General features: G+C 63.6%; 13 protein-coding genes. 7 read left to right on the top strand and 6 right to left on the bottom strand.

Annotated features, from left to right (window positions below; translation table 11 throughout):
- Positions 1-83 precede the first annotated feature (83 nt).
- Positions 84-404 (top strand): DUF883 family protein, encoded by a 321-nt coding sequence (locus ABCR88_RS16665; RefSeq protein ID WP_011061195.1) that lies wholly within the window; start codon positions 84-86, stop codon positions 402-404.
- A 58-nt stretch (positions 405-462) separates the two neighbouring features.
- Here ABCR88_RS16665 and ABCR88_RS16670 read toward each other — a convergent pair whose 3' ends face one another.
- A complete protein-coding gene (locus ABCR88_RS16670; protein WP_011061194.1) occupies positions 463-1,500 on the bottom strand; it encodes an Ldh family oxidoreductase in 1,038 nt (345 codons plus the stop codon).
- Between the two features lie 201 nt (positions 1,501-1,701).
- Positions 1,702-1,971 carry a PepSY domain-containing protein gene (locus ABCR88_RS16675; RefSeq protein WP_011061193.1) on the bottom strand — a complete coding sequence of 90 codons (270 nt, stop codon included), beginning with the start codon at positions 1,969-1,971 and terminating at the stop codon, positions 1,702-1,704.
- 151 nt (positions 1,972-2,122) lie between these two features.
- On the opposite strand from ABCR88_RS16675, the gene ABCR88_RS16680 reads away from it, so the two are divergent.
- Positions 2,123-3,136, top strand: a complete 1,014-nt coding sequence (locus ABCR88_RS16680; protein ID WP_011061192.1) for a FecR family protein — start codon at positions 2,123-2,125, stop codon at positions 3,134-3,136.
- A gap of 50 nt (positions 3,137-3,186) precedes the next feature.
- Here ABCR88_RS16680 and ABCR88_RS16685 read toward each other — a convergent pair whose 3' ends face one another.
- Complete coding sequence (locus tag ABCR88_RS16685; RefSeq protein ID WP_350402741.1) at positions 3,187-5,520, bottom strand: acylase; 2,334 nt, start codon at positions 5,518-5,520, stop codon at positions 3,187-3,189.
- A 296-nt stretch (positions 5,521-5,816) separates the two neighbouring features.
- Here ABCR88_RS16685 and ABCR88_RS16690 point away from each other — a divergent pair, with 296 nt between their 5' ends.
- Positions 5,817-6,197, top strand: a complete 381-nt coding sequence (locus tag ABCR88_RS16690) for a hypothetical protein (RefSeq protein ID WP_011061190.1) — start codon at positions 5,817-5,819, stop codon at positions 6,195-6,197.
- Positions 6,198-6,214: 17 nt separating this feature from the next.
- On the opposite strand, the gene ABCR88_RS16695 is transcribed toward ABCR88_RS16690, so the two are convergent.
- A complete protein-coding gene (locus ABCR88_RS16695; RefSeq protein WP_015635538.1) occupies positions 6,215-6,403 on the bottom strand; it encodes a hypothetical protein in 189 nt (62 codons plus the stop codon).
- 171 nt (positions 6,404-6,574) lie between these two features.
- On the opposite strand from ABCR88_RS16695, the gene ABCR88_RS16700 reads away from it, so the two are divergent.
- Positions 6,575-6,703 (top strand): hypothetical protein, encoded by a 129-nt coding sequence (locus ABCR88_RS16700; RefSeq protein WP_011061188.1) that lies wholly within the window; start codon positions 6,575-6,577, stop codon positions 6,701-6,703.
- A 94-nt stretch (positions 6,704-6,797) separates the two neighbouring features.
- On the opposite strand, the gene ABCR88_RS16705 is transcribed toward ABCR88_RS16700, so the two are convergent.
- Positions 6,798-7,712 carry a LysR family transcriptional regulator gene (locus tag ABCR88_RS16705; RefSeq protein WP_174394743.1) on the bottom strand — a complete coding sequence of 305 codons (915 nt, stop codon included), beginning with the start codon at positions 7,710-7,712 and terminating at the stop codon, positions 6,798-6,800.
- 118 nt (positions 7,713-7,830) lie between these two features.
- On the opposite strand from ABCR88_RS16705, the gene ABCR88_RS16710 reads away from it, so the two are divergent.
- Positions 7,831-8,826 (top strand): aldo/keto reductase, encoded by a 996-nt coding sequence (locus tag ABCR88_RS16710; protein ID WP_011061186.1) that lies wholly within the window; start codon positions 7,831-7,833, stop codon positions 8,824-8,826.
- A 44-nt stretch (positions 8,827-8,870) separates the two neighbouring features.
- Here ABCR88_RS16710 and ABCR88_RS16715 read toward each other — a convergent pair whose 3' ends face one another.
- Positions 8,871-9,404, bottom strand: coding sequence for a hypothetical protein (locus ABCR88_RS16715; protein ID WP_015635535.1), 534 nt, complete (start codon positions 9,402-9,404; stop codon positions 8,871-8,873).
- A gap of 442 nt (positions 9,405-9,846) precedes the next feature.
- Between ABCR88_RS16715 and ABCR88_RS16720 the strand changes: the two genes are divergently transcribed.
- The gene (locus tag ABCR88_RS16720) at positions 9,847-11,841 is read left to right on the top strand and encodes a methyl-accepting chemotaxis protein (RefSeq protein ID WP_350402745.1); all 1,995 of its coding nucleotides are present in this window, start codon (positions 9,847-9,849) and stop codon (positions 11,839-11,841) included.
- 79 nt (positions 11,842-11,920) lie between these two features.
- Positions 11,921-12,376, top strand: a complete 456-nt coding sequence (locus tag ABCR88_RS16725) for an SRPBCC family protein (protein ID WP_232642183.1) — start codon at positions 11,921-11,923, stop codon at positions 12,374-12,376.
- The last annotated feature ends 79 nt before the right edge of the window (positions 12,377-12,455 follow it).

Below are 12,455 nucleotides of genomic sequence, written 5' to 3' on the forward strand. Positions count from 1 at the left end.
CTCCATTGCTTGCTACCCATTCACCTGTAGCCGCTGGCGGATGTGTTGTGCACCAGCGGCGATATTTCCAAGGAAAAAACTTCATGGCTCGTAAATCTGCCGCGCAAGCGGAAAACGATCAAATCAAGGACCAGGCCTTCAGCGAACTGCAGGCGCTGATCGAAGAATCGGAAAAGCTGCTCAAGGGCAGCGCCAGCCTGGTGGGCGAAGAAGGTGAGAGCCTGCGCCAGCAAGTCAGCCTCAAGCTCAAGCAGGCGCTGGATTCGGTCAGCAATGTGCGCGAGCGCAGCAAGCCGGTGGTGGATGCCACCGAGCAGTACATCGGTGGCCACCCGTGGCAGACCGTGGCCATCTCCGCCGGTTTCGGCCTGGTGGTAGGCCTGTTGCTGGGCCGTCGTTCCTAAGCCCCCGCGCAACGTTGAGGCCAGGTACGCCAATGGCGGCCTGGCCTTTTTCATGCCTTCAGTCCTGGGCCAGCGCCCGCAATTGCTGCAGCTGCTCGGCGGGAATGGCGATGCCCGCGTGCTGCGAACGCTCGCGCTGCTGATGCCGGCGATCCCCCGGCAGGCGCTTGAGCCCCACCGCATGCATCTGCCGCACCAGCTCCTGGCTGCGCTCGGCAAAACTCTGCCCGGCAGCCTTGCTTGGGTCGATGACGATCAGCAACTGGCCGGTCCAGGGCGTCTTGGCCCCCGGGTGGCCGGACCAGTCGAATTCGAAGGAGAAGTTGCCCCCGGTCAGGGCTGCCGCCAGCAGCTCCACCATCATCGACAGAGCCGAGCCCTTGTGCCCGCCAAACGGCAGCAAGGCGCCACCTTCAAGAATCGCCCTGGGGTCCTGGGTCGGCTGGCCCAGGCTGTCGACACCGATGCCCGGCGGCAGGCGCTCACCCTTGCGCGCGGCGATCTGCACGTCGCCATGGGCAATGGCGCTGGTGGCCAGATCGAAGACGATCGGCTGGCCCTGGGCCTGGGGTGCGGCGAAGGCGATCGGGTTGGTGCCGAACAATGGCCTGTCGGCGCCGTGGGGCACGACGCAGGTCATGCTGTTGACCACGCTCAGGGCCACCAATCCTTCCTCGGCGAAGGGTTCGACATCCGGCCAGAGTGCGGCGAAGTGGTGCGAATTGCGGATAGCCAGCACGGCGATACCGGCGCTGCGGGCCTTGCTCACCAGCAGCTCGCGGGCGGCAGCCAGGGCCGGCTGGGCAAAGCCGTTGCCGGCGTCGACCCGGACAAAGGCCGCCGCCACATCCTCCACCACCGGCACGGCCTGGCCGTCGACCCAGCCACTGGCCAGGGTCGAGACATAACCGGGAATGCGGAACACGCCATGGCTGTGGGCTCCGTCGCGCTCGGCGCCGGCACAGTTCTCGGCCAGGCAGCGGGCCACTTCGGCGCGGCAGCCGTGGCGTTGGAAAATCGTTTCCAGCAACTGCACCAGGGCCGGTAAAGAAAGGTATTGGGGCGGTGTTTCAACAACCACGGACGATGCAGACATCTGAAGCTCCAGAGTAATTATTGGAGGGGGCGACAGCGTGTGAACCTGGCGATTAAACAACGCCGCACTCCAACCCTGTCAACCACTGCCGGCGCCTTGCAGGGAAGGTGCCAGGATGGCCGGAACAACCATCCCCCTGGAGCAAGAAAAAGCCCCCTGTGCGCTGCCGTGGCAAGGCACAGGGGGCTGTATCAGCCTGGCTCAGTCCTTCTGGTCGCGCAGCACATTGCCCGAGGCGCCGTCGATGCGAAACTCATAGACACTGCCATCGGACTTGCGCCCTTCGCCTTCCCAATAGCCATCGTTGTCCGCTTCGATCTTGTAGATCTCCACGTAGCCGGCTTTGGTCTTTGCGGTTTCAATGGCTTTTTCAATGGTGATCCAACCGGCCCCCGGACGGTCGGCCAGGGCCGCTCCAGCGCCCAGCAGGCTGGCGGTGGCAAGCAATGCGGCAAGCGTCTTCTTCAACATGGTCCATCTCCTTGTGTATTCACTTTCGATACAGAGCCTGGTTTTAGGGCGTGCCAGATGAAAATAAGTTCACTTTGATGCTCATTAGCCATGACGGTTGTTCTCCAAGACTTGCCGCGGAGGGTAGAATGCGGGAAATCAGGAAGAGTCAATGAGCGAACAGATCCTCTCAGAAGCCGAATACGACGCCATCACCCAAGCGGCAGCCCAATGGTGCATGCGCCTGCATGAACCCGACTGCAGCGACGCGGAGCGTCTGGCCTTTCAGCAATGGCATGATGCCGACCCCCTGCACGCCTTCGAATACGAGGCGATGCGGGAAATTTGGGAAGTGGCCGATCAACTGCCCCCTTCCACCCTCACTGCCGCACCAGCCCCCGCACCGGTCAAGCTCGTTCCCCGGCGCACCTGGCAGCAGTATGGCGTGGCGGCGGCCATCGCCCTGTGCGCCCTGCCCCTGGCCGCCTACAGCGGCTGGGAACTGGGTTGGGTGCCGTCCTCCTACCAGCGATTCGAAGCCGGCGACAGCCTGCGCAGCGTGACCCTGGCCGATGGCAGCCAGGTGCAACTGAACCTAGGCAGCACCCTGACCTACAGCAACTACAAGGACCAGCGCCGGGTCACCCTGAAAAAAGGCGAAGCCTTCTTCAAGGTCAGCCACGACGCCAGCCACCCGTTCGTGGTCAAGGCCGCCAATGGCCAGGTCAAGGTCACCGGCACCCAGTTCAATGTGTGGATGTACGAGGACCAGGTGCGGGTCACCCTGCTCCAGGGCTCGGTCCTGGTGAGCAGCAACACCGCCCTGCCCGGCGAAGGTTTCCGCCTGGAGCCGGGCATGCAGGCCAGCTACAAGGCCGGCGACTACCAGCCGCAGATCAGCCAGACCTACAGCAACGACAGCTCCCTGGCCTGGCGCGAAGGCAAGCTGGTGCTGGACAACCTGGCCCTCACCGACGCCCTGCCGCTGATCAACCGCTACCTGGACACTCCGGTGCAGGTCGCCGACGCCAACACCGGCAAGATCCGCGTCGGCGGCATCTACAACACCCGGGAAATCAAGAGCCTGCTGACCTCGCTGCCCAAGGTGCTGCCGGTCTACCTGACGCGCAATCGCGATGGCAACCCGGTAATCAACTCACTGCCCCAGTCCCCGCCAAAAAGCTGAAGGCCGCCCCGTTGCCGGGGCGGCCTCCTCTTGATGCTCACGCTCAATCGTTACTGGCGCGCCAGTACCGCCTCCTTGCGCGGCTCTTCGATCACCTGCAACTGATACTGGCCATCGGCACGGATCTGCGCTTCGGTAAAGGGCAGCACGCTCCACTGGTTGCGGGCGAAAGCAGCCGTCTGGTCGCGAAAATGCGCTGAGGCCGGGTCGCTGGACAGGGAGAACGCCAGCAGCCCCAGGGCGCGCGGCCCCTGCTCGTCGAAGCTGACCACGTTCAGGTAGCTGGTACCGCTGACCACTTCACGCTTGCCATCGGCCGCCGGCACGCTCTGGATGGCGTTGTACACCCCCAGGCTTTCAGGGCCGCCGGGCACCGGGGTCGGCTGGCCGCCCTGGCTGACTTGCTGGATATCGCCCCAACGAACGTCACTCCCCAGCCCGGCCTCGGCGACCTGCTGCGCCGAAGCCAGCATCGACTCGCGCAGTGCCCGGGCCACCGCTGGCCGGCCAATGGCCAGGCCCCGTGGGGTGTGCTGGGGATCTTTCGGGTCAAAGGCCACGCGCCACACGCTGGGGTCCTGCAACAGCGGCTGCATGATGCCCTGGAAGTGCACGAAGCCCAGGCCGGCCTGCAACCCTGCGCTGCGGTCCCAGACTTTCAGGCTGGCGCACACCGGTCCCAGGCGCTGGGCATCCGCCCCCAGGTCCTGCTCACAGAACTGCAGCAGATCGGGCATCACCTGGCCGGCCAGGTACACCTGATCGTCCGTGACCAGGTGTTGCAGGTCACTGACCTGGGCCTTGTGCATCCGGCTCAGGCGATCCAGAGCAAAGCGCGCGCGCATCTTCAGCGGCACGTCCTGCTCGCTGATCACCGGCGAAAAGCCTTGCAGCGGCGCCGCCGGGTTGACCATCCAGGCCGAATCGTTGGAATGCTGCAGGTAGTCGTTGCGCGCCAGTTGCGGCAACTGGCTGGCGGCGAAGATCCCCGGTTGCGCCGCTGCCGGGTCGATATCCCAGGCGCAGGCACTGCGCGAGCCATCCAGAACGATGACCCGGGTGCCGGCCCGCGGATCACTGCACTGCGCCAGCTTGGCCTGGGTGACGTTGGGCACCACCGACTGGTTCATGTACAGCGCCCGGCCCTGGTCGTCCACCGCCAGGGTGTTGACCCAGGGAATGCCCTGCAACTGGTGCACGCTGTCTTGCAGGCCGGCCACGCTGCTGGCCTGGTTCATCGCGTACCACTGGGCCAGCACCCGGCTGTTGTCCAGGTTGGCGTCGCGCAGGCTGTAGGCATATTGATGATCCCAGTCCAGTTCCCCCGGCCACTGCACGATCGGGCCGAAGACCGAGCTGTAGAGCGTGCGCGTACGCGGCTGCAACTGGCCGTCCGGGCCCTTGCTCTGCACGGTCAGGGTCTGGCGCTCCAGGGGCAGCGAACGGCCGTCCAGCAGGTAGCGGGTCGGGTCCTTGGGGTCCAGTTGCAAGCGGTACAGGGTGAAGTGCTTGGAGGCGTCCACGGTGTGGGTCCAGGCCAGGTGCTGGTTGAAGCCGATATTGATCAGCGGCAGGCCGGGCAAGGCCGCGCCCATCACATCCAGTTGCCCGGGAATGGTCAGGTGCATCTGGTAGAAGCGCATGCCGCCGACCCAGGGGAAATGCGGGTTGGCCAGCAGCAGCCCACGGCCGTTGAACGAACGCTCGCTACCGATGGCCACCGCGTTGCTGCCACGGTCCAGGGCGAAACGCTGCTGGCGTGCCGCCGCCAGTTGCCAGTGCTCGGCCGGCAGCCCGGCCTGGGCCGTGGCTCCAGGTGGCGTGGCCCCGGCCAGGGCCTCGGCGAACTGCCCGGCACCGCCTTCCACCAACAGGCGTCGGGTCAGTTTCACCAGGTCCGAGGTGGCCAGCGGCCGCACCCAGTCACCCCGGCATTGCTCGGGCAGGCCCTGGGCCTGGCGCTCCGCCAGCTGGCGGTTGTAGCCCTCCACGTAACCCTGCATGCGCTCGCGCATCGCCGGGGTCTGGGCCTGCCAGAAGGCCGCCACGGTCTGGGGAGTGTTGAGCCAGCTGAAGAACAGGTCGCTGCTGAGGTTGTCGCGCTGTTCCAGGGTCTGGCCCTCGGCGCCGAAGTATTGCGAGCGCTGGGCGTTGACCGTCAGCACCTCATTGGCCATCAGGCACAGGTTGTCCTGGGCGTAGGCGTAGCCGATGCCGTAGCCCAGGCCGCGCTCGTCGTCGGCATGGATGTGCGGCACACCAAAACTGGTGCGGCGAATCTCGGCGCGGGTCTGCTCGGGCTGCGCCAAGGCATGGGCGCCACCGCTGAAGCTTAGAAACAGGGCTGCAAGGCAAAAACTCGGTAACTGCCTGGAAATGATCACGCCGACTCCTGATGCAAAAATACAGAACCAGGACTGGTGTGCAGGAGCGGTTGGCAACGCCGCCAGTCTGGGAATCCAGCCGCGCACGGATCACCCGACGCCTGCCTGCCCATAAAGACGAAATGCTTGAAAAAAATTTAATCCGCAAAGGCCAAAAGCCCCGCCATCACATGTCAGCGACCTGATACCGACAAATTTTCTACATTCAGGACTTCATGATTTGCCGTGCTCGTTCGTCTAGTTACTAGAGCATCCATCATTCTTTTCCTGATCAGGCTCTGATAAGGAGTTTTTGCATGTACAACCCGCAACTGCCAATGGACGGCAACACCGTGAACAGCACGCCTTCCCTGAATGCCGGCGCCGGTGTCTTCGGCAAGAACGCCGAGCGCAACAGTAATGAACGAATCAAGCACCTGCTCAAAAGCTTCGGCCTGCGTACCAGCCTGATTCGCCTGAAAGTCATCGACGCCCTGCTCACCGCGGCCCAGAGCGACCGCTCCCTGGGGGTGCGCGGCATCCACAGCCAACTGCTGGAACTGGATATTCCCCTGTCCTTTCTCAGTGTGCGGGAGGTGCTCAAGCGGCTGTGCAGCGAGGGTGTACTGACCCTCAATGCAGACAAGAGCTACAGCCTGCACCAGCAGGCCGCAGCGGTGCTCGACGGTCTCTCCTGAGGCCGTCGAGCCCGGGCTCAGGGCTTGACCTTGCGGCGCATCACGCCGTTGATCACCACCACGACCACCGCCACGCCAATGGCGATGTACTGGAACAGCTTCTCGCTGATGATGCCGTTGTTCTGCAGGTAGGAAAGGCCAAGCATGATTCCCAGTACCACCAGGGAAATCAGAATCGAGTAGATCAAGCGTTGTTTCTGAGTCATTGCCGGGTCCTGAAGCTGAAATTGTATCTGCCGTGTATCAAGATCGATGCCAAGCACATACCCGGATTCGGGGATGTGCCGGGCAAATCGGGGTCACATGGTACAGGCGCGAAGGAGTTTTTTCTTCCTTGTCGTCCTGCCGTGTTCCCCGTGCCCTTTGAGGATTGATCCATGTTTCGTCGAATCACGCTGCTGATTCCCCTGCTGGCCATGCTGACCCTGTCGGGCTGCATCATCATGCCCCACGATGGCGGGCACCACCGCTACTACGACGGCGGCCCGGGCTACTATCACCGCTGAGTCATCCGGACAGCCCATCGGCCCCATGAGCCGCCCGATCTCGCCACCAGCGCCCGCCTTGTCGCGGGCGTTTTGCTGTCTGGCGCCCGACCATTCAGGGGCAAGAAATGTGATTGCCCGGGCGGGCGAACAGCTCCACCAGCCAATCGATGAATACCCGCAGGCGGGTCGACAGGTGCCGCTGGGGCGGGTACAGCGCGGTCAGCGGCAATGCAGGCAGCGGGTAGTCCTCCAGCACCCGCTGCAGGGTCGCGTCCTGCAACTGCCGGGCAACGTGGTAGTACGGGGTCTGGATCAGCCCGTAGCCGGCTTCGCAGGCCGCCAGGTAGCCATCGGCGCTGTTCACCGCCACCCGCTTGGGCAACTGCACCGGCTGCAACTGGCCGGCGAAGAAGAATTCCAGGCCATAACGCTTGCCGCTGACATTGGAGAAATACTCCACCATCTGATGCCCTTGCAGCTCTTGCGGAGTACGGGGAACCCCCCGCTGGCGCAGGTACCCGGGGCTGGCACAGGTGACTTGCTGCAACTGCGCCAGCGGCCGCGCCACCAGGCTCTCGTCCAGGGCCGGGCCGCCGCGCAGCGCACAGTCCACGCCCTCGCGGATCAGGTCCACCGGGCGGTCATTGAGGCCGATCTCCAGTTCGATCTGCCGATAGCGCGCGGAAAACTCCGGCAGCGCCGGTATCACCAGCAACCGGCCGATGCCCACCGGCATATCGACACGCAACAGGCCACGGGGGTTGTGCCGGGCCAGGGAGAACGCCGCCTCACTCTCCTCCAGGTCCGCCAGCAAGCGTACGCAACGCTGGTAATAGGCGGCTCCGTCCAGGGTCGGGCTGACCTGGCGGGTGGTGCGGTGCAACAACTGCACCCCCAGATGGGCCTCCAGTTGCTTGATCAGAATGGTCACCGAAGCCGGCGGCATCTGCAGACTGTCGGCAGCCTTGGCAAAGCCGCCCAGCTCGACGATACGGGTAAAGACGCGCATGGCGTTGAAACGATCCATGGAGCAAACCTGCCGATTATTTAGAATTTAATAATAGTGATAGCGCTTTTAGCCTGTTTATCGGTTTTTTGTCGAGTAGCACACTGCAGGCTCTTTCCCCTTACCGGAGCATTCATCGATGCGCACTCGACAACTGGGCCAGGACGGCCCGCAGGTTTCCGCCATTGGCCTGGGCTGCATGGGCATGAGCGATTTCTACACCACCGGCAACGATCCCCGGGAAGCCGTCGCCACCTTGCATCGGGCCCTGGAACTGGGCGTCAACCTGCTCGATACCGCCGACATCTACGGCCCCCACAGCAACGAAGAGCTGATCGGCCGGGCCATTCGCGGCAAGCGCGAACAGGTGTTCCTGGCCAGCAAGTTCGGCATTGTCCGCGACCCGGCCAACCCGGCGGCCCGCGGGGTCGACGGCCGGCCGGAATACATCCGCGCCGCCATCGACGGCAGCCTGCGGCGCCTGGGGGTGGACACCCTGGACCTGTACTACCAGCACCGGGTCGACCCGGACGTTGCTATCGAGGAAACCGTCGGCGCCATGGCCGAGCTGGTCCAGGCCGGCAAGGTGCGCTACCTGGGCCTGAGCGAAGCCTCGGCGGCAACCCTGGAGCGGGCGCACAAGGTGCATCCGATCAGCGCCCTGCAAAGTGAATATTCGCTATGGAGCCGGGATCAGGAAGACAACGGCTGCCTCGCCGCCTGCCAGCGCCTGGGCATCGCCTTCGTGCCCTACAGCCCGCTGGGCCGGGGGTTTCTCACCGGGGCCCTGAAAAGCCCGGAAGACTTCGCCGCCGACGACTACCGGCGTTTCAACCCACGTTTCCAGGGCGAAAACTTCCAGCACAACCTGCGCCTGGTGCAACAGGTGCAGCAGTTGGCGGCGGACAAGGGGGTGAGCAGCGGACAACTGGCCCTGGCCTGGGTGCTGGCCCAGGGCGATTACCTGATTCCGATTCCCGGAACCAAACAACGGCGGTATCTGGAAGAGAACGTGGCGGCGCTGGAGGTGAGGCTGAGCGCCGAGGAACTGGCGTCACTGGAGCAGATCTTCAGCCCGCAGACCACCGCCGGAACCCGGTATGCCGAAGAGGTAATGGGCTTGCTGGGGCGTTGAAGGCAGCTATGGCGCGCACCGGCAGGCAGTGCGCGCCATGGGGATCAGGCCTTGGTGGAGACGTTCTTGTCAGTCACCGTGGTGCCGTTGCCCTTGCCATAGTTCTGCAGCCCCTGAAGTACATAGATGGCTTTCTTGTACTCGGGGATCAGGTAGTTGGCGTACTTGTTGCCCTTGAGGTTGTTGTTCTGGATGTCATCGAGCTTCATGGCGAAATACTCGAGGGCATTGAACGGCTGATCGGGGTTCTTCGGAATCCCGAAACGGTCGAACTGATCGCCCGCGTTGATCAGGTTCAGCGCCGTGACATCGGAAATCAGGCCATTGTTCTTGAGAAAGGTACTCATGCCGCCCAGGGACTTGGCGGTGACGTTGGTCGGATCGAAACCCTTGATCTGCTTGTGCAGCTTCAACTGATCCATCTTGCGGATGTCGAGCACGGTAGGGTTCTGGCCTACCAGGCTGAGCATCTGCCGTACCTTGGCGCTTTGGGAAACCGGCTTGGACGAGCTGCCCGGGCTTTCCTGCACCAGCAGCCCAGCCTTGCTGGTCCATCCGCCGACGTATCCGATTGCCATGCTGTAACTCCTGTAGTCCGGCCTTCCAATCACCTTTTTCAGCACCATGAAACTTCTGACAAGGTGCCTGTACAAGGATGTAAGCCGTGTTGAAACATCTGAATGGGCGCAAGTATCAACGCCGTGGCAAGCACCAACAACGCTTTATTTCCTGAATTTACAATTTTTGTACAAACTCGACACAATTACCGCAAAGGCCCTGTTTAAAAGGCCCGGGAAGTTTTCCCGCACATCAAGGCGTCATCTTTTCATGCCTGGCCTTGCCCTTGACCGGGCGCCTTTGCCCTACCCCACCATCCCTGGGCGCAGTTTTTTTTCCAGGGCATGCCTTTTTTTGGACGATCGTACTAAAGAGCGGAAAAACCGCGCCGACATCCTGTGGATGCCCTGACAAGGCATCGCATTCCCGAATAATAAAAATCGCTCGGTAAGGACAGGTCCCATGCCCGCTTTGCGCACGATTCAAGCCCGCTACACGCTGTTTCTGGTCCTGTTCATTGTCTTGATGCTGATACTCACGGTGGTGGGCATCAGCCAACTGGTAGCGCCCAAGCTGCGTCATACCGAAGAACAGGTAGCCCTCAACCGCATCGCCGAAGTGGCGCAGCGCATCCAGGGCGAACTGAACAAGGTCCAGGCCCAGCAACGCAGCATCACCCAGACCATTCCCCTGCTCGACAGCGACAGCATCGACAAGGTCCTGCCGGGCCTGGTGGACCAGTACGGTGAACAGAAAGTCTTCGGCGGCGGCATCTGGCCCCTGCCCGGCCAGCGCACCCCGGGGCGCAACAAACACAGCACCTTCTGGCACCGTGACGCCTCCGGCAAGCTGGTGGTCAACACCTTCTGGAACAGCGACCCGGCGCCCAACTACTACGAGCAGCCCTGGTACCTGGGCGGCATGCAGACCGCCCCCGGCCAGTGCGCCTGGGCTGCGGCCTACAAGGACGATGCCAGCGCCGAGCCGCGCACCAACTGCGCCATGGCCATCCGCCGCGACGGCCAGCCCTGGGGCGTGGCCACCATCGACGTGACCCTGGGTTTCTTCAACGACCTGGTGGCACGCCAGGAACAGGCACTCAAGGCCGAGATGCTGATCGTCGAAGCCGACGGCAAGATCATCAGCAACAGCTCGCGGATCAACGGCCCGATCGTGCTCAAGAACATCCGCGACCTGAGCCCCGGCTCCCCCTTCGCCGCCCAAGTCCAGGCCGCCCTGCAGCAGCGTGACCAGGGGGCACAGCGCGTCGAGTTCGACAACGCCGGGGTGCCCAGCACCTTCTTCATGCGCGCCATCGAAGGCACGCCCTGGTTTCTCGCCAGCGCCCTGCCGACCCAGCTGATCACCGCCCAGCGCGACGACGTGCTGAGCACCCTGAGCCTGTTGCAGATCCCCATGGTGATCCTGCTGGTGTTGCTGCAGGTCTATGCGATCCGCCAGCTGGTGCAGCGTATGAAGATCCTCAAGGGCAATATCGACGCCCTGGCCACCGGCGACGCCGACCTGACCCGGCGCATCGTGATCCGCGCCGAGGACGAACTGGGGGCCATCGGCCACTCGGTGAACCGCTTTATCCAGTACCTGCAGCAGATGATCGGCGAGGTCACCCAGGCCACCGAGGCCATGGCCGGGAGCCTGGGGCAGTTGCAGCAGAGCTCGGCCCACAGCCAGCAGATCCTGTTGCGCCATGCCTCGGAAACCGATCAGACGGTGACCGCCATTACCGAAATGAGCAGCACCGCCGACAGCGTTGCCGCCAACGCCGCCCAGACCGCAGACTTCACCCGCCGCGCCAACGAACACGCAGAACGTTCCCGGGTGGTGGTGGGCGAAGCTTCCGGCAGCGTCATCGCCTTGATCGACGAAGTCGCCGATGCCACCCACAAGGTCGAGGCCATGCAAGCCGACGCCCAGCGCATCACCGAGGTCCTCGGGGTGATCGGCGCCATCGCCGGGCAGACCAACCTGCTGGCCCTGAACGCCGCGATCGAGGCCGCCCGGGCCGGAGAACAGGGCCGCGGCTTCGCCGTGGTCGCCGATGAAGTGCGGGCCCTGGCCGCGCGGACCCAGGACAGCACCTCGCAGATCAACGAAATGCTCGCGCGCCTGACCCAGGGCGTGAGTTCCTCGGTCAGCGCCATGGAAAACACCCAGGCCAGCTGCCAGTCAGCGGCGGACGCCACAGCGCGGGTCAACAGCGGGCTCGACGAAATGGCCGACTCGGTGAGCCAGATCAACAGCCTGAGCACCCAGATCGCCACCGCCGCCGAACAGCAGAGCGCTGTGACCGAGGAGATCAACCGCAGCATGGTGAGCATCCGACACATGGTCGAGGAGCTGGTGGACAGCGCCCGGGCCGGGGAAAGTAACACCCAGAGCCTGTTGCAGGCCAATGCCCAGGTCAGCCACCTGATGAGCCGCTTCAAAGTCCGCTGAACGGTCTGCCCCCGCCCCTGGCAGCCCGCCGGGGCGGGGCTATATTTCAGGCTCCGGTCACAAGGACGTGAGGTGCCTCATGGGGCAGCGCCAGACACATCTGTTGCATGAACAGATCAGCCACGAACTGTTTATCCAGGCCAGTATCGACACCGTCTACTACTACGTGACGCAGCCGGACCGCTGGCCGGAGTGGCAACCTTCCAGCCTGCGTGCCGATACCGGCCTGTGCGGTTCATTGCCCGCCGGCCACCGCTTCAGTGAAACCATGGACTTGCTGGGGGTGCAGTTGCCCATCAGCTACCGGGTGCTGGTGGCGGTGTTTCCCAAGGAGTTCAAGACCCTATTCAGTTCCGCCGCGCTGGACGGTTCGATCCACTACCAGTTGAGCAAGCAGGGCGACGGCACACTGTTCCGGCGCACCCTGGAATACGCCACCGACCTGCAGCTCAGTGGCCTGCGAGCACGCATGGAGCAGCTTTCGAGCCAGGCCCTGGGCAACCTCAAGCAGCGTCTGGAACAGCCCGACGACTGACAAATCTGTAATGCCCACCTCAGTTTCCTGACAGCCAGCGCCGATTAGAGTCCGCTCCAATCCGCTGACTGACTGGAAG

The organism is Pseudomonas sp. W17, from assembly GCF_040268305.1.
In the GTDB taxonomy this organism is placed as follows: domain Bacteria; phylum Pseudomonadota; class Gammaproteobacteria; order Pseudomonadales; family Pseudomonadaceae; genus Aquipseudomonas; species Aquipseudomonas protegens.